This window comes from Acrocarpospora sp. B8E8 (assembly GCF_039871605.1).
Classification (GTDB): Bacteria; Actinomycetota; Actinomycetes; order Streptosporangiales; family Streptosporangiaceae; genus Acrocarpospora; species Acrocarpospora macrocephala.
The window spans coordinates 106,991-125,577 of record NZ_JBDPLV010000012.1 but is presented as its reverse complement, the minus strand read 5'-3'; the positions used below and the strand labels follow the sequence as shown (position 1 = coordinate 125,577).

The following is an 18,587-nucleotide window of genomic DNA, read 5'->3' as shown; positions in this document are numbered from 1 at the left end:
CGTCCGGCTAGGCCGGGCGGATGGCTGCGAGCTGCTGGGCGAAGGGAACGACCTCGAAGCTCTTCGCGGCCTCGAAACTCTTCGCGGCCTCGATGTCCTTTGTGTCTTCGGCGCTGTTCGCGGGCTCGTCGGGTCCGGTGGGGACGGCGGTGAGGGCCGGGTGGTGGAGGAGTAGGGCGGCGAGTTCGTGGGCGGCGCGGGTGATGCGGGTGGAAAGGGCGGACGCACCGGTTGAGGCCCAGTCCTCGGAGGCCGCGTAGACGGCGGTGGGGATGACTGTCGCGTGGAGGTAGCTGAAGAGTGGCCGGAGGGCGTGTTCCAGGGCCAGGGAGTGGCGGGCGCTGCCGCCGGTGGCGGCGATCAGGACGGGTTTGCCGGTTAGGGCGGTGTTGTCGAGCACGTCGAAGAAGGACTTGAAGAGGCCGCTGTAGGAGGCGGTGAAGATCGGGGTGACCGCGATCAGGGCGTCCGCCTTGGTGACCGCGTCCAAGGCGTCGGCGAGGGCAGGGGAGGGGAAGCCGCTGACCAGGTTCTTAGCGATGTCGACGGCCAGCTCGCGAAGTTCGATCACGCGGACCTCGGCCGGGCGCTCGGCGGCCAGGGTGAGCCGGGTCGCATCCGCCAGGCGGTCACCCAGCATCCGGGTCGAGGAGGGCTGGCTCAGTCCGGCGGTCACGACGGCGAGCTGGTAGGCGTGCATTGATGTCCTTCCTGGTCGACTGACGACGTCGGATGGCGGCGCCGGAACGTGAGGTCGAGTCGCGGTCGGTGGTGAGGATGGGGTCAGGTGGTGACGTCGAATCGCAGTCGGGTGGTGACGTCGCATCGCGATCGATCGGGGTCGGGTGGTGAGGCCGCATCGCGGTCGGGTGGGCCGCCGAGGTGTTCGTCCGCCGCTTCGAGGCCGCTGTTCGGGGCGGCTCAGACGGGGACGAAGACGAGGTCCTCCTCGCGATTGGCTCAGACGGGGACGGAATTGGCTTGGGTGATGAGGGACTCGTGGGTTGGGCCGTCGGGGACGTCAGCGGGGCGGTTGATGGCGAATTCGCGGCGGAGGACGGGGATGACCTCCTCGCCGAGGATGTCCAGTTGTTCGAGGACCGTCTTGAGGGGCAGGCCCGCGTGGTCCATCAGGAACAGTTGCCGCTGGTAGTCGCCGAAGTGCTCGCGGAAGGTCAGGGTCTTGTCGATGACCTCCTGGGGGCTGCCCACGGTGAGCGGTGTCTGCTCGGTGAACTCCTCCAGCGAGGGGCCGTTGCCGTACACGGGGGCCTTGTCGAAGTACGGGCGGAACTCGCGGACCGCGTCCTGGGAGTTCTTCCGCATGAAGACCTGGCCGCCCAGTCCCACATATGCCTGCTCGGGCGTGCCGTGGCCGTAGTGGGCGTACCTCTCGCGATAAAGGCTGATAAGGCGGACGAAGTGTTCCTTCGGCCAGAAGATGTTGTTGGCGAAGAAACCGTCGCCGTAGTACGCGGCCTGCTCGGCGATCTCGGGGCTGCGGATCGAGCCGTGCCAGACGAACGGGGGCACGCCGTCGAGCGGGCGCGGGGTCGAGGTGAAACCTTGCAGGGGCGTACGGAAGCGGCCTTCCCAGTCGACGACGTCGTTGCGCCACAGCTCGCGCAGGAGGGCGTAGTTCTCGACCGCGAGGGGGATGCCGTTGCGGATGTCCTGGCCGAACCACGGGTAGACGGGGCCGGTGTTGCCCCGGCCGAGCATCAGGTCGACCCGGCCGTCGGCCAGATGCTGCAACATCGCGTAATCCTCGGCGATCTTGACCGGGTCGTTGGTCGTGATCAGGGTGGTCGCCGTGGACAGGATCAGCCGCTCGGTCCTGGCCGCCACGAAACCGAGCAGGGTCGTCGGCGAGGACGGCACGAACGGCGGGTTGTGGTGCTCGCCGGTCGCGAACACGTCCAGCCCGACCTCTTCGGCCTTCAGCGCGAGCGTCACCATCGCCTTGATTCGCTCGTGCTCACTCGGGGCGCGCCCCGTAGTCGGGTCCGGCGTGACATCGCCCACGGTAAAAATTCCGAACTGCACTAAAACCCACCATCCTCATTGACCTGCACATCCGATAACGGGCGGCACCAGCCCGGACAGCGCCGGGACACACCAACTTATTCCGCGCCGCAACAATCACCACTCGGTAGGATCGGGCCTCATGACCGACGCGATGATCCGGACCATCTCCTCCCGAGTGGTGTACGCGAACCCGTGGATGACCGTGCGGGAAGACGAGATCGAACGGCCGGACGGCTCGCCCGGCCTGTACGGCTACGTGGACAAGCCGGATTTCGTGCTCGTCATCCCAATGGAACGTGACGGGTTCCACCTCGTCCAGGAATTCCGGTACCCGATCGGCCGCCGCTCGTGGAGTTTCCCGCAGGGGGCCGCCGTCGCGCGGGACCGGGAGGAGGAGGCGCGGATCGAGCTGGCCGAGGAGACCGGGCTGACGGCGGTGAGCCTGGAGCCGATCGGCCGGTTGGACAACGCGCACGGAACCACCAACCAGGGCTTCCACGTTTACCTTGCCACCGGGCTGACCCCCGGCCCGGCCCGGCGGGAGGCGTCCGAGCAGGACATGATCCAGACGTGGGTGCCCCGGGCGGAGCTGGAACGCATGATCGACGACGGCCGGGTCGGGGATTCCTGCACGGTCGCGGCATACGCGTTGCTGCTTCTCCGTGAGCGAACCGGCAAGTAGTGCTTAATTAGAGGTATCCAGAGATATATGGGGGCGGATGTGCGGCGGGACGGACAGGTGCTCATCTTCGATGCGGATGACACCCTGTGGGAGAACAACATCCTGTTCGAGCGGGTCATCGATGACTTCTTCGACTGGCTGGCTCATCCCACCCTGGCCAAGCCCGAGATCAGGGCGATCCTCGACGACATCGAGCGGGCCAACGCGGTCGTGCACGGCTACGGCAGCAAGGTCTTCCTGCGCAGCCTGGCCGAGTGCCTGGAGCAGCTGAACGAGCGCCCGGCCACGATCGAGGAGCAGCGGCGGATCGAGCAGCTCGCCGTGCGCCTCATCCGGGGCGAGATCGAGCTGATCCCCGGCGTCGCGGACACGCTCGCCGAGCTCGGCCGGCGCCACCGCCTGTTCCTGCTCACCAAGGGCGACCCCGCGGAACAGCAACGCAAACTAGACGCCTCACAACTTGCCCGACATTTCGGAAATATCCATATTGTTCCGGAAAAGGGGGTTGAGGTGTATCAGTGGCTCGCCCGGGAACACTCCCTGGCGCTCCCGTCCACCTGGATGATCGGCAACTCCCCGAAATCCGACATCGGCCCGGCCAGGCAGGCCGGGATGAACGCGGTCTTCATTCCCCACGAGCACACTTGGGTCCTGGAACACGCCGAACTCGACCCGCACGACCAAGGCGTCCTCCGGCTGACCCGATTCCCCGAGCTACTCGACCACTTCTAACAAATCCGTCCCATGGACGGCTGCCGACCAGTTCACCGCTGCGGCTGTCCAGATCACGATTTCTCATTAATAGTTCGGCCTCGGCGAGGGGGTCCCGAATGTCAGGAAATCCCAGGTACGTGGATGTGGCGCTGGCCGGGGAACGTGCCAGGGAGTTCGAAGGCGAGCGCCGCCGCAGGATCGAGGAGCGCCGCCAGCAGGAGGAGGACCGCCGCCGGGCCAGGGCCGCCGCGCACGCGTCCCGGCTGGCGGTGGAGCGGGAACGGTTATCCGGGCGGCTGGTCGCGCTGGCCCGCCGTACCGAGGCGCTGGCGGGCATCCGGGTGAGCGGCACGGCCGAGGACGAGCGGCAGGGGGTGCTGCGCACGCTGGCCGTGCTCGGCACCCGGCTGGCCCGGGTCTCCAACCAGGCCGACGCCGACGCCGTGCATCTGGACCTGGTGGCCGCCGCCCGCCGCCTGGAGGCCGTCCGGGCCGGGCTGGCGGCCGCGCTGGCCGAGGACGAGCGCCTTGCTGCCCTCGCCCTTGTGGAGACCCGCCTGGACGAATGGGACGATCGGGAGGCGCTGGACGCCGACGGCGCGCAGGCGGTGGCCGACCAGCTCGCCGCCGTACGCGCCGGGGTGGCCGACACCCGCACGTTCCGCTTCGGCTACGCCCGCCTGAACGAGCTGGTCGGCGAGCACCTCACGCTGGTGGCCCGCAGGACCGCCCTGCTCGCCGAGGCCAGGGACAGCGCCCAGGAGGCGGCCGAGTCGCTGGAGGCCATCCTCACCGAGGCCGACGCCCTGGACGTGGAGCTGCCCGGCCGGGCCGACGCCCAGGAGATCCGCGACTTGCTCGCCGTCCATCTGGCGGCGGGCCGCTTCCAGGAGGCCGCCCACGGCGCGGTACGGCTGGCCGGCGCGGCCCCCTCGCTGGAGAAGGCCCTGGAGGAGCACCTGGACCGCCGCGAGCTCGCCCGCCACGTCACCGAGGCCGCCGTCCTGGCCGGGCTGGTGATCGTCGAGGTGAGCCCGGCGGTCCGCGCCGCCCGCCTGGCCTACGACGGCGACCTCACGGCGGAGGTGGTGGCCCGCCTCCGCGACGAGGGCGTGGACCCCGTCTCAGCGCAGTAACACGGCGGCGCGGTACGGCCGCATGATCACGTCCAGCCAGGCGAGCCCCTCGCGGGTGTCCAGCTCGACGTGGAGCGGCGTGGCCGCGATCGGGGGCTCCGGGCAGCGGTCCTCGAACAGGATGACGCTGCGTTTGGGCAGGTCCCGGCGGGAGATCCAGTCGAGCCCGGCCGCGGTGGTGTCGTGCTCGCGTATCCAGTGCGCCCACCGCCGGGTCCGCGGGTATTCCGGCGGCTCGGCCTGGATCAGCCACTCGTCCTGGGCCACCGCGGCCAGCGCGGGCGTGCTGGACAGCGAGATCAGCGGCAGCTCGCGGGTGGTCTCGACCAGGGACAACCGCCGCCCTTCCAGCTGGGACAACGACAGCTCGCGGGGCCCGTCGTCGTTGAACTTCATCGACCGGAGCAGGCATTCGGCCAGCGCGGTGCTCTGCTCGTAGGCGAGGTAGCAGTGGTCGTACGGGTCGGTGGACTCGCCGTCGAAACGGCCGCCGTTCTTTCCCGGGTGCGGCCGGTGCGGGACGAAGGACTCAACCGGGAACTCGCGGTAGTGCACCCGCCAGAGCTGGGTGCCGCGGGGCAGCAGCAGGCGGTGGGCGGCGATGGTGTGATTGTCCGGGGGGTCCTGCGCGGGCACCTCAGTACTCCTCTCGAAGGGCCTGCGCGGCCTCGATGACGTCGCCGGGGCGGCCGGCGACGAGGGACGCGGGGATGTCGCCGAGCAGGGCGTTGCCCCGGAGCCACCAGTGCGCGGCGCCCCAGGGGTCGCGCCCGGCGGCGAGGATCTCGTTGACGGCGCGCACGGCCGGGAGTTCCGTACCGTCGGGGCCGAACTGGAAGGCGGGGATCGTGACGCCGCCGGGGCCCGGCAGCCGGAGCAGGTCGGGCGCGGCGGGGTCGCCGCCCCGGGCGCGCAACTCGTCCGGGGTGAGGGAAGGAGTGGCGCGGAGCCGATCGCGGGCCTGGCGGATCTCATCGTCGGGCTCGATCCCCTCTGGCGGGCTGATGCGCGCGAGGTCGGGGAGCATCGCGCGGAGCACGTCGAGGGTGGCGGCGATCTCGGTGTCGGCGGCCGGGCCGCGGTATCCGCCGGACAGCTCCTCGGTGATGGTCCGCCGGATCTCGTGGCCGCGCGGCAGCCCCAGCTGGATGAGTTCGAGCAGGTCGTACCAGGCGGCCTCGGCGTTCTCCTCGGACTCGACGGCGATCTGGTCGAACAGCGGGAGCAGCTGTGCCCAGATCGCGGGGTCGAGGGCGTCGCGGATCTCGTCGAGGCGTTCCATCACGTAGCGGGCGAGGTCGGGAGGGCGCATCAGATCCCCTGGTGGGTGAAGGCGGCCCAGACGGCCGGGTCGGCGAGGTCGAGGCCCAGGTCCTCGATCTCGTGGGCGATGGTGTCCGGCAGCAGGGGAGCACGGCCGGGGTCGGCCATCCAGCGCTGGGCGGCCCGCAGCGCGCGCGCCGGTCCGGTGCTCCCGAGCTGGTGGTGGAGCACGAACATCAGCGCGGCGGTGCGCGGGTCCTCGGCCACCAGCCAGCGCGAGCCGATCACCCCCGAGGCCCCGGCCTGCAGGAACGCGGCGGCCAGGGTGAGGGTCTCGTCGTGGTCGCGGACGCTCAGGTCGCTGACGCAGGCGGACAGGACGACCAGACCGCCCGGCCCGCCGGTGCGTTCCAGGGCGAGGATCTCGGTGACGCTCAGGTCCCGGTCCGCCAGCTTCAGGTGGGAGGCGGGCGGCGGGTCGGCGGAGACGGCGTGGCAGGCCAGGTGCGCCATCGACGCGGACATCCGGCCGAGCACCCTTTCGGCGGTGGCCGTTCCGTCGGAGCCGGGGAAACGCCCGTACGCGGGCGCGCCGGGGTAGTGCGCCCGCCGCAGTTCGGCCACCTCCCGCCGGGACCAGAACAGCTCGTCGCGGGTGGGATTGCCGACCAGGACCGGGCTCTCCCGCAGCGGCGCCCGGCCGCGCCCGGCCGCCTGGATCAGCTGCCGGGCCGACGCCGCGTACGAGACGACCGCCTCGGTGGCCGCGTGCCAGGGCACCAGGCCGAGCACCCCGGTGGGCACCAGCACGAGCTGCCCGTCCGGTAACCGCTCCATGATCTCCCGGGCGGGCACCTGTTCGAGCGCCTCCCGCCAGGCCTTCCTGTCGAGCGTCTGGCGGAAGGCCTCGTGCGCCGCGACGTACCCGCTGAAGTCGGCCTCCGGCAGCGGGATGGGGTGCGCGTCGCCCGAGGCGGGCACCACCAGCGCGACCGACGGCAGCAGGTAGACCAGCGCCGACGCCTCGCCGAGCGCGCCCGCGATCTCCGGAACCGACGGCGCCGAGCGCAGCGCGCGATGCGCGGGCGTGCCGCGGAGCACGGCGAGCACCCGCTGCCGCAGCTCGTCGGGCGGCTTGCGGTCCAGCACCTCGTTCATCAGCGCCGCGGTGCTCCCGGCGGCGCCCTCGACCGACCAGACGTCGGGCGGCCTGGCGCTCTCCCAGGCGGCGGCGAGATCCGCGTGCCCGTGCGCGGTCAGCAGCGCGGACAGCTCCCCGGCGGCGGTGGCCGCGTGCAGGACCAGGCCGCGCCCGAGCTCCAGCGCCTCGACCGCCGCCTCAGGCCGGCCCAGGGCCAGCGCCCACCCGGCCACCTGGACCGCACGCTCGGCGGCCCCCCGCGCCATCATGAGCCCATGCCCGGGCCCCGCCTGCGTCAGCACGTCGTCGGCGTGCCCGCGCAGCGCGTCGAGCCCGGCCGCGACCGCGTCCGCGCCCCGCCCGGCCTCCCGGTAGGCCACCGCCAGCTCGCCGGTCCCCGGCGACGCCTCCAAATGCCGGATCGCGCTCTCCAGATCGCCGGGAGCGTTCCCCGCCTTGAACCGCGCCAGGTACGCGTTCCCCAGCGCCTGCTCAAGCCGCGGCCCCAGCCAGTACGGCGGCTCCGGCAGCTCCTTGGCCCGCTCCAGCAGCTCGATGCCCCGGCTCAGCAGTCCCTGATCGCCCTTCGAGATCCCACGCAACAGCAGAGCCAATCCGGCTCTGGTCACCATGGCGGCCCGATCGGACTGGTCGGTGCGCGCCGCCGTGGCCGACGAGATCATGAGATCGATGCCCTCCTCGGTCTCCTCGCCGTCGTCGCGCGCGTGCCCCCGGAAGATCCGGGCCATCGCCAGCACCCCTTCGACCCGGCCACGCCCCGGGTCCAGCGGCGTCATGGCCGCATGCGCCCCGGCGAGCTGCTCGATGCCCGCGTCGAGGCCGTCCAGGTCGCGCAGGCGCATGGCCAGGATCACCCGGGTCAGCCCGGTCGTGATCCGCAGCGCGCGCACGTCCCGGTCGGCGGCCTCCTGCAGATCCATGATCTGGCGGGAACGTTCGAGGAAGAACCCGGCGGCCTCGGCGTCCTCGATCCGGCCGAGGAACTGGTGCCGGTCGCTGAGGGCCGCGCCCAGCACGCCGACGATCATCGGCGCGAACTCGTCGCCGGGCGGGATCAGCTCGGCCGCCCGCCGCAGGTTGCTCATCGTCTCCTGCCCCGCCGCCCGGTCGCCGAGATGGGTGGCCTGGACCAGCTGGGCCATGCCCAGCAGGAACAGGTCCTTGGCCCGGGTCGTGTCGTCCACCGTGTCGCCGTGCTCGGCGATTCCCCGCGCGGCCAGCGCCAGCAGCCGCGCGATGCCGCCGGGCGTGGGGTCGAACGCGGTCCGGGTGAGCAGCGCGCCGCCGACCATCCGCATCGTGTCCTCGTACAGCGGGTGACCCGGCCGTAACGCGTCCAGGGCCTGCTCCAGCAGTTCCGGCGCGGCGGCCAGGTCGGCGTCGGTCGCCGGGGTGCCCGCCTGGCCGCGCAGGGCCCGCGCCAGGCCGAGCTCGCGCAGCAGGATCACCCGCAGCAGCTCGTCGGACCCGGCCAGGCCGACCGCCTCGGCCAGCTCCTCGATGGTGTCGTCGATGATCTCCGCGTCCGGGTCGAGGCGCAGGTGGGCGGCCTTGAGCAGGGCCTGGAGCGCGGTGCCGTGGGGGCCGGAGGGCGGCAGCGCGGTGGTCAGCGTGACGGCTTTGGTGAGCAGCGGCAGCATTTCCTCGTACGACAGCTCGCCGCGGTGCAGCCGGGCCATGTGGCGCAGCAGCGTGGCCATGGTGAGCAGGCCGGTGGCGTGCGCCACGACCTCCGGCGGGGCCTGCCCGTCTCGCGTCACCGGGGTGATGAGCTCGATCACGGCCGCCACGTCGGCCTGCGCGCCCGCGCTCAGCTGCCGCCCGGTCAGCAGCGGCATGACGACGGCGGAGAAGTCGGCCGGGCGGCCGCCGCTCATGCCGATCGGGACCACCCGGGCCAGCCGCAGCACGCCCGCCCCGAACCTGGCCATGTGCTCGCGTTCGGTGTCCAGGCGGCCCAGCAGGCCTTCGAAGAGGCCGATCGCGGTGTCCCGGTCGGAGTCCTGGCCGTCGAAGCCGAGGTGGCGGGAGCAGAGCAGCCCGGCCAGCTGGAAGTCGGTGAGGGTGTCGCGCGGCGCCGCGAGCAGCGCGGCGATCCGCTCGTCCAGGTTCACGGGCGCTCCTTGCCGCGCCGGGCCAGCACGATGGTGATGTTGTCCCGTCCTGAGGCGTTCATGGCCAGCGCCCAGAGGCGTTTCACCGCCTGGCTGTCGTCGCCGTCCGAGTTCAGCGCCTCCTCCATGTCGGCCACGGGCACCAGGTCGGTGAGGCCGTCGGTGCAGATCAGCCAGCAGCCTGTCCGGGTGTCCACGCCGGTGTGCACGTCGATGTCGGCGCCGAAGCCGCCGATCACCTGGGTGACCAGGTGGGTGGGGGGCGGGGGAGCGCCGGGTTCGCCGAGTCCGGGGGAGTCGTCCACCGAGAGCTGGCCGAGGAACCGGTCGTCCAGGCGGTAGACGCGGGAGTCGCCCACGTTGAACCAGGTCGTGGTGGCGGGGGTGAACAGCAGCCCGGCCAGGGTGGTGGCCATCCCGGTGAGGACCGGGTGCTCAGCGGACATGGTGGTGATCTGGGCGTCGATGTCCTTGATCAGGCCGGCCAGGTCGCCGGGGGTCTCGGCGGTGGAGCCGTGGCGGGCCAGCACGCCGACCGTGTGCGCGGCGGCCACCTCGCCGCCCGCGTGCCCGCCCAGGCCGTCCGCGACCGCCACCAGGACGGTGCGGGACAGCGTCAGCGAGCAGGTGATCGGTTCGGCCATCGAGATCTCCGAGATGACCAGCCCGGCGGCGGTCACCGCGTCCTCGTTGTGGTCGCGCACCGCGCCGACGTGCGTCATGGCGGTCACCACCAGCCGGTCATCCATGGGTGTCCTCTCCTAGCCGTACCCGGGCCTCGACGTCGGCGGCCAGGCGGAGCAGGTCGCCGTCGTGGAGGGAGATCGCCTCGCCCGTCACGGCGGGGACGCCGTTCACGAACGTGCCGTTGGTGGAGCCCTCGTCCCTGACCCAGGCGGAGCCGCCGTGGTCGACGCGGAGGGTGGCGTGCAGCCGGGAGACGTTCTCGAAGCGCTGGAACACCCGGGCGTAGTCGCTGATCGCGGGGTCCCGGCCGAGCACGGCCGACCCGCCGGGCGGCACGGTCACGCGCCCGCCGGGGAATTCCAGCAGGAGCGTGCGGGGCGCGTCCCGCCGGGTGCCCGCTGCCCGGTCCTGCGGGCGGGTGAGCGGTTTCAGGCATTCGACGCAGACCAGGTTGCCCGGATCAGGGATCTCGGCCCCGCATTCGGGGCAGCTATCCCGGGCCGCGGGGAGCGGTCCCACCTGGGTCCCCGCGGCCAGCAGCGGGCCGCCGCAGGCCGGGCAGAGCGGCGCGCCCTCCGGTCCCAGGTTTCCGCAGAACGGGCAGATCAGGTCCGCCATGACGCCTCCTCGATCTCCACTCCGGCGCGGCGCAGGGCCTCCGCCGCCCGGTCGAGGTCGTCCCGGCGCGGCACGCCGATCAGGTAGACACGATCTCCTTCCACACCTACCTGAAGGCGCGGGCCCGCGGGCTCCTCCCCGCCGTACCTGGCCTGGCCGAGCGGGGTGATGGGGGTGATCACCTGGTTGGCCGAGCCGCGCAGCCAGCCGCCGCCGGGCCGGTTTCGCGCGTACGGCCCGGTCACCACCGCGTCGCAGGCGTCCACCAGCCGGGCGAGCCCGGCCCGGGAACGCAGCCGGGACAGCGTGTACCCCGAGTACGCCAGCACGTCCACCGGCCGGTCGGCCGCCCAGGCCCGGATTCCGGCGACCAGCTCGGCCACCGCCTCCGGCTGCTGGAACGGCTCGCCGCCGGAGATCGTGACCCCGTCCACCGGGCCGCTCAGCGAGGCCAGCCAGCCGAGCACGGTGCCCACGCTCACCTCGGTGGCCGGATCGGCCGGCCAGGTGTCGGTGGCGACGCAGCCGGAGCACCCGATCGTGCAGCCCTGCACCCAGATCCCGGCCCGCACCCCGGGCCCGAGCGCGGTCACCGGGTAATGGCACCGGTTCAGCCGCAGCCCCGTCACGCCAGCTCCAGCGTCACGGTCGGCCCGTCGCGGCGCACGGACACCACCTCCACCCGCCCCCGATGCCCGGGCGGCAGCTCGAACAGCGCCCGGGCCAGCGGGTTCACCAGCAGCGATTCCAGCGCCGCGCCGATGCCCCGCCCGCCCTTCTCCAGATCGGCCGTGCACCACTCCCGCAGCGTCTCCCGGACCGGACCGGCCGGCAGCACGTCGATGCCGTGCTGCTCGCTGACCGCCCGCAGGATGTTGTCCAGCTGCGAGTCGAAGATCCGCCCGGCCGCCTCGGCGCCGATGAAGTCGAACACCACGATGTTGTCGCCGAGCCGGTTCAGCAGCTCCGGCCGCCCGAGCACCCGGGTGAAGTGATCGGCGATCGCCGTCCGGATGGTCCGCTCGATCCGCTCGTACGGCATGCCAGGCCGCACCTCGCTCCCCGCCATGCCCAGATTGGAGGTGAAGATCAGCACGCACTCGGAGAAGTGGGTGGTCGTGCCCCGCCCGTCGGTCAGCCGCCCGTCCTCCAGCACCTGCAGGAACTTGTCCAGGATGCGCGGATGCGCCTTCTCGATCTCGTCGAACAGGATCACCCGGAACGGCTGCTGCCGGACCGCGTTGGTCAGCTCGCCCCCCGCCTCATGCCCGACATATCCGGGCGGAGCCCCGATCAGCCGGTCACCCGCGTGCTCGGCGGAGAACTCGCTCATGTCGAACCGCAGGTACGCCGACTCGTCCCCGAACACCAGCGCCGCCACCGTCTTGGCCAGCTCGGTCTTGCCCACGCCCGTCGGCCCCGCGAAGAACAGCACCCCGCGCGGCCGCGACGACGACCGCGCCGCCTGCGCCCCGGAGAGCCCGAGCGCGGCCCGCTTGAGGATGTCCAGCGTCTTGACCACCGCCGCGTCCTGGCCGACGATCCTGGCCGGGACGCTGGTCTCGCCCTCCTTGATCCGCCGCCGCAGGAAACCGCGCCGCCACGGGTTGTCCAGCACCCCCAGCTTGTAGGTGCGGACCGCGTCCGGCAGCTGCTCGAACCCCAGCCCGCGATCGCGGGCCAGCCGGGTCACGTCCACCATCTGCTGCAGCGCCAGCCCCTCGGCCTGCTCGGCGAACGCGTCGCACACCGCGGGGTCCGGATCGGCCACCCGGAACGACCTGGCCAGCAGCCGGGCCGTCTCCTGCCGGTCGCCGAAGTCCGGGCTCGGCACCCCGATCGCGCGGATGCGCTCGTTGCCCGCCGTCAGCCACGCCGGCAGGTCCAGCTCCCGCTCCACCAGCCAGATGACCGGGTTGTAGAGCGGGCCGGGGCGGGCGTTTCCCGGCAGGAACAGCGGCAGCGCCGTACGCGAGGATTTCAGGCAGAACAGGAAGAAGTCCCGCTCCGCCGGGTCGAGATGGTCCGGGCTGACCACCAGCCGGGAGGCGTAGTCGACCAGGAACGCCCCCCGCACCGGCGGCTCCCCGGGCTCCTGCGGCCGGCAGAACGCGGTCAGATCCGCGCGCAGCCGGGTCAGCGACGGCGGCTGCTCGCCCGGTTTGCCGCCGAGCAGCCGGGTGGTCGCGTCCAGCGCTCCCGGCTCCGGCGGGTGCACGCTCAGCCCGTCCACCGGATCGAAGCACAGCAGCGCCGAGTACCCGTTGGATTCCAGCACCCGCCACACCAGGTCGCGCAACGGCCGCAGGACCGGTTCCCCCTCCGGGGAGCGGACGAGGAAGAAGTCGCGGAGGTTTCCGTACAGCACGTACTGCGACTGGACCGCCAGGGTCGCGTCGATCTCCCTGGCGAAGGCCGGCCAGCCCATCGGCGCTCCGGTCATGCGGACGCTCCTGCCCTGATGCCATCGAATCCAACCGTGCCGTTCGGACCTCAGTCCGGTCGTTCGCGATGCCTGGCCTGGGGCAGCCGCCGCGGTCGGGCGCCACGCGGGCGGGCCAGCGGGGCGGGCCGCGTGCCGGGCGGGAGCAGGTGCTCGACCTCGGTGTCCACGCCGTCCGCGCGCAGGCGCGCTCTGGCCTGGTCGAAGGCGTCGCACCACTCCCGCTCCCTGGCCGCGTCGGCGTCGCCTCCCTCGGCGGTGCGGACGACGGCCGAGCGGACCTGGCCCTCGCCGGTCACGACCAGCTGCACGGCGTGCTGGTCCCAGCCCTCCTTGGCCAGGCGCAGCGTCTCGAAGCCCTCCTCGACCTGGTAGCCGAGGTCGCCGAGCGCGCCCAGCAGGCTCTCCCTGACGTGGGCCCGGTCGGCGGCGGCCACCACGGCGGCGCACGCGGCGCGCGCCTCGGCGCGCAGGGAGGGCGGGAAGGAGGCACGTCCGGCCACCACCTCGGCGAGCCCGGCCTCGAGCGCGACGTGCTCGCCGGGGGCGTCGAGCTGGAGGGCGTGCAGCAGCCGCGCGGCCTCGACCGCGTCCGTGCGGCGGCCGGCCGCCGCCAGGCCGGCCAGCTGCACCCGGTGGCGCACGTCCACCACCCGGGTGCGCGCCTCCGCCGGACCGGCCGCCTCGCCGATCCGGCGGGCGGCGTCGCGGATCGCGCGCAGATCGTCCGCCGAGACGTGGGCCGGGATCCTCGTCAGCACGCGCTCCAGCGTCTCGGCGATCTCCAGGTCGGCGGGCGCCTCCGGCAGGTCCGCCAGCAGGGCGGCCAGCTCGGCGGCGGAACCGGCCTGGCCGGTGCCGCCGAGCGCCTGGATCAGGTCGTCGAACACGGTTCTGGTCATCGCCGCCGCGTTGAGCCCGGCCAGGCCGGCGTCGACCCGCTCCATCCGGTCGTCGGCCTCCGCGCACCAGCGCAGCAGCTCCTCGGCCGTGCGCCCGGAGGGCGCCAGCGGCTCCGGCAGCTCCGCCGCCAGCCGCTCGCCCCCCGGGGCCCGCGCGCACGCCTGCGCCAGCACGGCCAGCCGCGCGTTCCGGTCCAGCACGCCGCTGGCCACCGCCCCCCACGCGCACGCCTGCTTGTGCGCCTCCTCGGCCCGGGCGACCACGCCGTTCATGTGCTCGCCCAGCGCGCTCACCCCCTCCAGCGCCAGCGTCGTCCCGGCGATCGCGGTCCGGCTGGCGAACCCCACGGCCACCGCCGCGCCCGCGCCCGCCAGCGCCGCGATCACGAATACCTCGCCACTCATGCGTTCCCCCCGAGGGTGGTCGTCCTGGCCTGGCCGAGCTCCCGTTCCCAGTTCTGCCAGCGGCGGTGCGTCCACAGCCCGTACGCCACCGCCACCCCGGCCGGCAGGATCAGATAGTGCACCAGCAGCCCCGCCACGATGTTGACGACGATCAGCAGGAAGATGAAGATCACCGCCGCGGCGATGAGGCCGCCCCGCCCGCTACCCGCCAGCTCCGACAGCGAACGCATGATCCCGGCCGAACCCCGTGCCCCCGCCGCGATCCGCCCCAGCGGCCCCAGCAGCGAGTAACGCGGATAGTACGACCCCGCGATCTGCGCCGCCACCGCGACCTCGGCGAACCCCACGCACACCCACACCAGGACCATCACCAGGAACGGGATCGACGGCTCCGCGGCCACGACGGCCCCCGTGACCGGATCCCTGGTCTCGCCGGGCAGCGCGTCGGCCAGCCACAGGATGATCAGCCAGAGCACGCTGAAGATCCCGAGCGCCAGCGCCGCCCAGCTCACCGCCCTCATCCGGCCCGCCACACGCTGGGATTCCAGCTCCTGCCAGCGCTGCTCCCTGGCCAGCTCGGCGGCCCGCTGCTGGGCCTGGCGGCGGGCCTCGTCCTCGGCCCAGGCCCGCGCGGTGCCGGTGCTCAGGTGGGCGGCCAGCAGCCGGGCCGGGTCGCCGGAGTCGATCAGCTCCGCGAACCAGGGGACCGGCACGGGCAGCGCGGCCCGCACGTCGTCGACGGAGCGGCGCAGCACCGCCGTGGTGCCGTCCTCGTCCAGAGCCAGGGCGAGCAGGCCGCTGCGAACCTGCGCGCCGTCGAACTCCTGGTGGGCGGGGAAGGTGGATTCCAGGTGCCGCCAGCGTGCGTCCACGCCGCGCAGCTCCTCGGCGCCGGTCAAGTCGGCCAGGACGGGCAGCAGGTGGTGGCTCCACAGGTCGGTCATGGCCGCCCGCGCCTCCCGGGGGTGGGCCAGCGCGGACGCGGCGAGCTCCAGCAGGGTGGCCCTGGTCATGGCCATGCCGCGATAGAGCGGCGGCAACCCCGGGTCGAGCCAGTAGAGCAGGTAGAGCAGCTTGACGTCGGGGGAGAGGGCGGCGGAGGTGAGGCGCAGGTCGATCAGCTCCTGGCGGCCCTCCACGTCGTCGGTCGCCGGGTCGTCGAACTGGCGGAGCCAGGCGCGGAGCGTGCCCCAGCCCTCGCTCGGGTGTTCCGGCGTGCCCATGGTGACCAGGAAGCGCCGGGCCGCGTCGTCCCAGCGGGCGGCCATGGCCCGCGCCAGCGGGACCCGGGCGGTGTAGTGCTCGCCCAGGAACAGCAGCGGAATCCGGGTGCCGTCGCCGCGCGGCCCTTGATCCTCGGCCACCGCCGGGGCGCCTCCGGCCAGCCACGCGCCGACCTGCTCGGCGCCCCACCGGACGGCGGGATCGCGGCGCAGCAGTCCCCGGCAGAGCAGGCGCAGCCGGGGGTCGGCCACCGCCGACACGTCCATGCCCTTGGTCAGCAGGTGGTGCATGACGGCCTGCTCGGTCATGCCCTCGAACGGCGACCGGCCGGTGGCCAGCTCCAGGACGACGACGCCCAGGGACCACCAGTCCCACTGCCGCGAGACGGCGCCGCTGAAGGATTCCGGCGGCGCGTAGGCCAGCGTCCGCGAGGCCGTCCCGAACACGATCGAGGCGTCGATGCCCCGGCTGAGCCCGAAGTCGGCCAGCGCCAGATCGAGCGGTTCGGCCGTACGGACCAGGATGTTGGCGGGTTTCAGGTCGCGGTGCACCGCGCCGAGCGCGTGCAGCTCGCGCAGCGCCTCGGCCAGCTGCGCGACCACCGCCGCGGCGTCGACCGGGCCCTGGCGCAGCAGCTCGGCCAGGGTTCCGCCGGACACGTACTCCTGGACCTCGAAGTCCCGCCCGCCGGCCTCGCCGGTCTCGAAGATCCGTACGGCCCGGCGCGAGCGCAGCCCCCGCACGGCGGCCCACACCCGCGGATCGGCCCGGTACCCGGCGCGGTACACCTTGATCACGAACTCGGTCCCGGCGCGATCCCGCACCACCGCCAGATCGGCCTCCGCCCCCTGACCGGCGATCGGCCGCACGATCTCGTAGGTCTCCGCGAGCGACGGCGGGAACCCCCCGACCCCGGCCCGCGCCCCGTCCCTGCGCGTCTCCGGGACGGCGTCCCTCCTGGTCGCAGGCACCTCTCCTGGGGGGAAACCCATGGGACACGACTCCTCGGTGACGAAACGCCCGGGCCCCCAACCCACCACGTACGACCCTAATATAGGCAAGACCGAAGATTCATAGAACGAGATATATAGTTAGCACTACATCACAGATCTTCCCAGAGCCGGTCCTCGGGCAGGGCCGACGGCGGGTCGCCGACCCGGGTGGCCAGCGCGCGGGCCTCCGCCAGCAGCGGGTGGCCGTCGCCGAGCGCGGGCTTGCGGTGCGGCAGCACCTTGCGGTCCAGCAGCGGCGCCAGCAGCTCGCGGACCTCGCTCGCGTGGCCGGTGCGCGCCCGTTGCAGGGCGGTGTCGAGGCGGCCCGCGAGCACCAGCGGGTGGGTCGGGTCCATCGCCTCCTTGCCCAGCGCCGCCAGCGCCGAACTCGCCGTGCTCGCCGCGTCGTCGTCGGCCAGCACGGTGGCCGCCCGCGCCATCAGCAGCAGCGTCTCCGCCTGGCCCGGATGGTCGTCGTCCAGCTCGCGCTCCGCCTCGGCGATCGTGGCGAGCAGCCGGGAGGCCGCCTCGGTCTCGCCCATCGCCAGCATCGCGGCCGCCCGCACCCGCCGCGCCGCCCGGTCCGGCGGCAGCCGCTCCAGATCGTCCAGGGCGCGCGCCACGTCACCGGAGGCGACCAGCGCGCGGGCCCGGATCAGGACCGCGTCGCGCCGCAGCCGGGGCGAGACCCGCTCGGCGAACCAGGGGCTCATCACGATCGCCTCCTCCAGCAGCCGCACCGCCTGCGCGGGGAACCCCGCCGACAGCTCGATCTCGGCCAGCCGGACCAGGTCGTACTGCGGCCAGTAGCCCTCCTTCGGCAGGTGCAGCTCGCGCAGCCGCAGCGCCTCGGTGAGATGGTGGCGGGCCTGCGCCGGATGCCCGGCGGCCAGCAGCGCCTCGGCCAGCGTGACCCGCGCCGAGGCGGTGTTGACGTTGTCGGGCCCGAGCCGCTCCTCCCGGTCGGCCACCACCTGCTCGGCCAGCGTCACCCCGGCCACCACCCGGCCGGACCGGGTCTCGACCCCGGCCAGCGCCTGCCGGCTCAGGGTGAGCCGCCGCCACGCCGGGCCGACCCCGATCTCCGGCACCCCGCGGGCCCGCTTCTCGGCCACCCGCAGCAGCGCCAGCCGCCCCGCCGCCGGGCGGCCCTCCTCGACCAGCACCTCGGCCAGGTTGTGCTCGGCCCTGATCGCGTACGACTCGCGGTCGTAGGTGTCGGGGAAATCCGCCGCGATCCGCGCCGACTCCTCGAAACCGGCCCGCGCGCCGGCCGTGTCGCCGAGCCGGAGCAGGGCCAGGCCGCGACGGCTGGCCACGTCGCACCGCCACGGCTGGTCGCCGGGATTGTCCCCGATCAGGCCGGTCAGCTCCGCGCCCACCTCGGCGGCCCGCACCAGCAGCGGGCTGTCGTCCAGCAGGACCTGGAAGACCACGTCGAGGGCGCGCACCCGGGCCCGGCCGTTGGGGCCGACCCGCTCGGTCAGCTCGCAGGTGCGTTCGGCGGTGTGCAGCCGGTCGGCCCACTCGCCGGCCAGCGGCACCAGATCCCGGGACAGCCAGTAGGCGGCCAGCGCGTTGGCCTGGTGATCGACCGGGCCCTCCGGATCGTCCACCATGGCCCGGAACGCCAGCTCGGACAGGCGCTCCGCGCTGTGCCGGTCCCAGCCCTCCGGCGGCACGGTCACGGTCAGCGCGGCCTCGCGCAGCCGTGGCGCCAGATACTCCGCGTACGCGGTGACCCGGCCCTCCCAGCCCGCGGCGGCGGCGGCGCCGAACGTGCCGGGCAGCCAGCCGGGCGGGGTCTGCGCGGCGGACGGGCGCTTCTCGGAGGTGGAGATGTCGCCGATGCCCAGCCGCACCTGCGCGAGCATGAACCGTTCGAGCTGGTGGAAGCGGGCGATCCGGCGCAGCGCCGTGGTCACCAGGGCCTGCGCGCCGAGCACGGACCTGGTCGGCTCGGGCGCCGGTTCGCCGCTGGTGAACTCGTCGAAGGCGTGCTTGACCGCGAGTGCCACCAGGACCCGGCGGCTGCGGACCTCGTTGTACAGCCAGACCGCGCTGCGCCCGCTGTCCTTCTCGGCGCCGCGGGGCAGCCTGACCCGCTCGGCGACGTCCTCGGCTCGGACCTGGTGGTAGTCGCTGCGACGGAAGGCCGCGGCCGACGCCGCGGCGATCGCGGCGAGCCTGCGCTCTTGAGCCAACACTCCTCGACTC

The 18,587-nt window shown here is 73.3% G+C and carries 15 protein-coding genes; 3 read left to right on the top strand and 12 right to left on the bottom strand.

The window, feature by feature from the left end; all coding sequences use genetic code 11:
* Positions 1–7 precede the first annotated feature (7 nt).
* Positions 8–700 carry an FMN reductase gene (locus ABGB08_RS14015; protein WP_347590159.1) on the bottom strand — a complete coding sequence of 231 codons (693 nt, stop codon included), beginning with the start codon at positions 698–700 and terminating at the stop codon, positions 8–10.
* 260 nt (positions 701–960) lie between these two features.
* Positions 961–2,046 carry an LLM class flavin-dependent oxidoreductase gene (locus ABGB08_RS14010; protein WP_347590157.1) on the bottom strand — a complete coding sequence of 362 codons (1,086 nt, stop codon included), beginning with the start codon at positions 2,044–2,046 and terminating at the stop codon, positions 961–963.
* 121 nt (positions 2,047–2,167) lie between these two features.
* Between ABGB08_RS14010 and ABGB08_RS14005 the strand changes: the two genes are divergently transcribed.
* The 3 genes from ABGB08_RS14005 to ABGB08_RS13995 all read left to right on the top strand — a co-directional run bounded on the left by ABGB08_RS14005 (position 2,168) and on the right by ABGB08_RS13995 (position 4,560).
* On the top strand, positions 2,168–2,710 hold the full coding sequence (locus ABGB08_RS14005) for an NUDIX hydrolase (RefSeq protein ID WP_246269202.1): 543 nt from the start codon (positions 2,168–2,170) through the stop codon (positions 2,708–2,710).
* A gap of 27 nt (positions 2,711–2,737) precedes the next feature.
* Positions 2,738–3,442, top strand: coding sequence for an HAD family hydrolase (locus tag ABGB08_RS14000; RefSeq protein WP_347590155.1), 705 nt, complete (start codon positions 2,738–2,740; stop codon positions 3,440–3,442).
* Between the two features lie 98 nt (positions 3,443–3,540).
* Positions 3,541–4,560 carry a hypothetical protein gene (locus ABGB08_RS13995; RefSeq protein ID WP_347590153.1) on the top strand — a complete coding sequence of 340 codons (1,020 nt, stop codon included), beginning with the start codon at positions 3,541–3,543 and terminating at the stop codon, positions 4,558–4,560.
* Here the strand turns inward: ABGB08_RS13995 and ABGB08_RS13990 are convergent.
* The 10 genes from ABGB08_RS13990 to ABGB08_RS13945 form a co-directional block, all read right to left on the bottom strand.
* Positions 4,549–5,196, bottom strand: coding sequence for an RES family NAD+ phosphorylase (locus tag ABGB08_RS13990; RefSeq protein ID WP_347590151.1), 648 nt, complete (start codon positions 5,194–5,196; stop codon positions 4,549–4,551). The genes ABGB08_RS13995 and ABGB08_RS13990 overlap by 12 nt on opposite strands.
* Position 5,197: 1 nt before the next feature.
* Positions 5,198–5,872 carry a hypothetical protein gene (locus ABGB08_RS13985; protein ID WP_347590149.1) on the bottom strand — a complete coding sequence of 225 codons (675 nt, stop codon included), beginning with the start codon at positions 5,870–5,872 and terminating at the stop codon, positions 5,198–5,200.
* A complete protein-coding gene (locus tag ABGB08_RS13980; RefSeq protein ID WP_347590147.1) occupies positions 5,872–9,099 on the bottom strand; it encodes a CHAT domain-containing protein in 3,228 nt (1,075 codons plus the stop codon). Before ABGB08_RS13980 ends, ABGB08_RS13985 begins: the two co-directional genes overlap by 1 nt.
* Positions 9,096–9,848, bottom strand: a complete 753-nt coding sequence (locus tag ABGB08_RS13975) for a protein phosphatase 2C domain-containing protein (RefSeq protein ID WP_347590145.1) — start codon at positions 9,846–9,848, stop codon at positions 9,096–9,098. The genes ABGB08_RS13980 and ABGB08_RS13975 overlap by 4 nt, the downstream gene beginning before the upstream one ends.
* Positions 9,841–10,404: an FHA domain-containing protein gene (locus tag ABGB08_RS13970; RefSeq protein WP_347590143.1), complete on the bottom strand. Its 564-nt coding sequence runs from the start codon at positions 10,402–10,404 to the stop codon at positions 9,841–9,843. Before ABGB08_RS13970 ends, ABGB08_RS13975 begins: the two co-directional genes overlap by 8 nt.
* Positions 10,392–11,033, bottom strand: a complete 642-nt coding sequence (locus ABGB08_RS13965) for a 4Fe-4S single cluster domain-containing protein (RefSeq protein ID WP_347590141.1) — start codon at positions 11,031–11,033, stop codon at positions 10,392–10,394. Before ABGB08_RS13965 ends, ABGB08_RS13970 begins: the two co-directional genes overlap by 13 nt.
* Positions 11,030–12,847 carry an AAA family ATPase gene (locus tag ABGB08_RS13960; RefSeq protein WP_347590139.1) on the bottom strand — a complete coding sequence of 606 codons (1,818 nt, stop codon included), beginning with the start codon at positions 12,845–12,847 and terminating at the stop codon, positions 11,030–11,032. The genes ABGB08_RS13965 and ABGB08_RS13960 overlap by 4 nt, the downstream gene beginning before the upstream one ends.
* A 50-nt stretch (positions 12,848–12,897) precedes the next feature.
* Positions 12,898–14,154, bottom strand: coding sequence for a hypothetical protein (locus tag ABGB08_RS13955; RefSeq protein WP_347590137.1), 1,257 nt, complete (start codon positions 14,152–14,154; stop codon positions 12,898–12,900).
* The gene (locus ABGB08_RS13950) at positions 14,151–16,349 is read right to left on the bottom strand and encodes a serine/threonine-protein kinase (protein WP_347590135.1); all 2,199 of its coding nucleotides are present in this window, start codon (positions 16,347–16,349) and stop codon (positions 14,151–14,153) included. The genes ABGB08_RS13955 and ABGB08_RS13950 overlap by 4 nt, the downstream gene beginning before the upstream one ends.
* A 131-nt stretch (positions 16,350–16,480) precedes the next feature.
* Entirely contained in the window at positions 16,481–18,577 is a 2,097-nt protein-coding gene (locus ABGB08_RS13945) for a tetratricopeptide repeat protein (protein ID WP_347590133.1), read from the bottom strand.
* Positions 18,578–18,587: the final 10 nt, after the last annotated feature.

Excerpts from the sequence above, each read along its gene's own strand:
- ABGB08_RS14015 (WP_347590159.1), bottom strand. The coding sequence starts at position 700 with ATGCACGCCTACCAGCTCGCCGTCGTGACCGCCGGACTGAGCCAGCCC.
- ABGB08_RS14005 (WP_246269202.1), top strand. The coding sequence starts at position 2,168 with ATGACCGACGCGATGATCCGGACCATCTCCTCCCGAGTGGTGTACGCG.
- ABGB08_RS14000 (WP_347590155.1), top strand. The coding sequence starts at position 2,738 with ATGGGGGCGGATGTGCGGCGGGACGGACAGGTGCTCATCTTCGATGCG.
- ABGB08_RS13995 (WP_347590153.1), top strand. The coding sequence starts at position 3,541 with ATGTCAGGAAATCCCAGGTACGTGGATGTGGCGCTGGCCGGGGAACGT.
- ABGB08_RS13985 (WP_347590149.1), bottom strand. The coding sequence starts at position 5,872 with ATGCGCCCTCCCGACCTCGCCCGCTACGTGATGGAACGCCTCGACGAG.
- ABGB08_RS13975 (WP_347590145.1), bottom strand. The coding sequence starts at position 9,848 with ATGGATGACCGGCTGGTGGTGACCGCCATGACGCACGTCGGCGCGGTG.
- ABGB08_RS13970 (WP_347590143.1), bottom strand. The coding sequence starts at position 10,404 with ATGGCGGACCTGATCTGCCCGTTCTGCGGAAACCTGGGACCGGAGGGC.
- ABGB08_RS13960 (WP_347590139.1), bottom strand. The coding sequence starts at position 12,847 with ATGACCGGAGCGCCGATGGGCTGGCCGGCCTTCGCCAGGGAGATCGAC.
- ABGB08_RS13955 (WP_347590137.1), bottom strand. The coding sequence starts at position 14,154 with ATGAGTGGCGAGGTATTCGTGATCGCGGCGCTGGCGGGCGCGGGCGCG.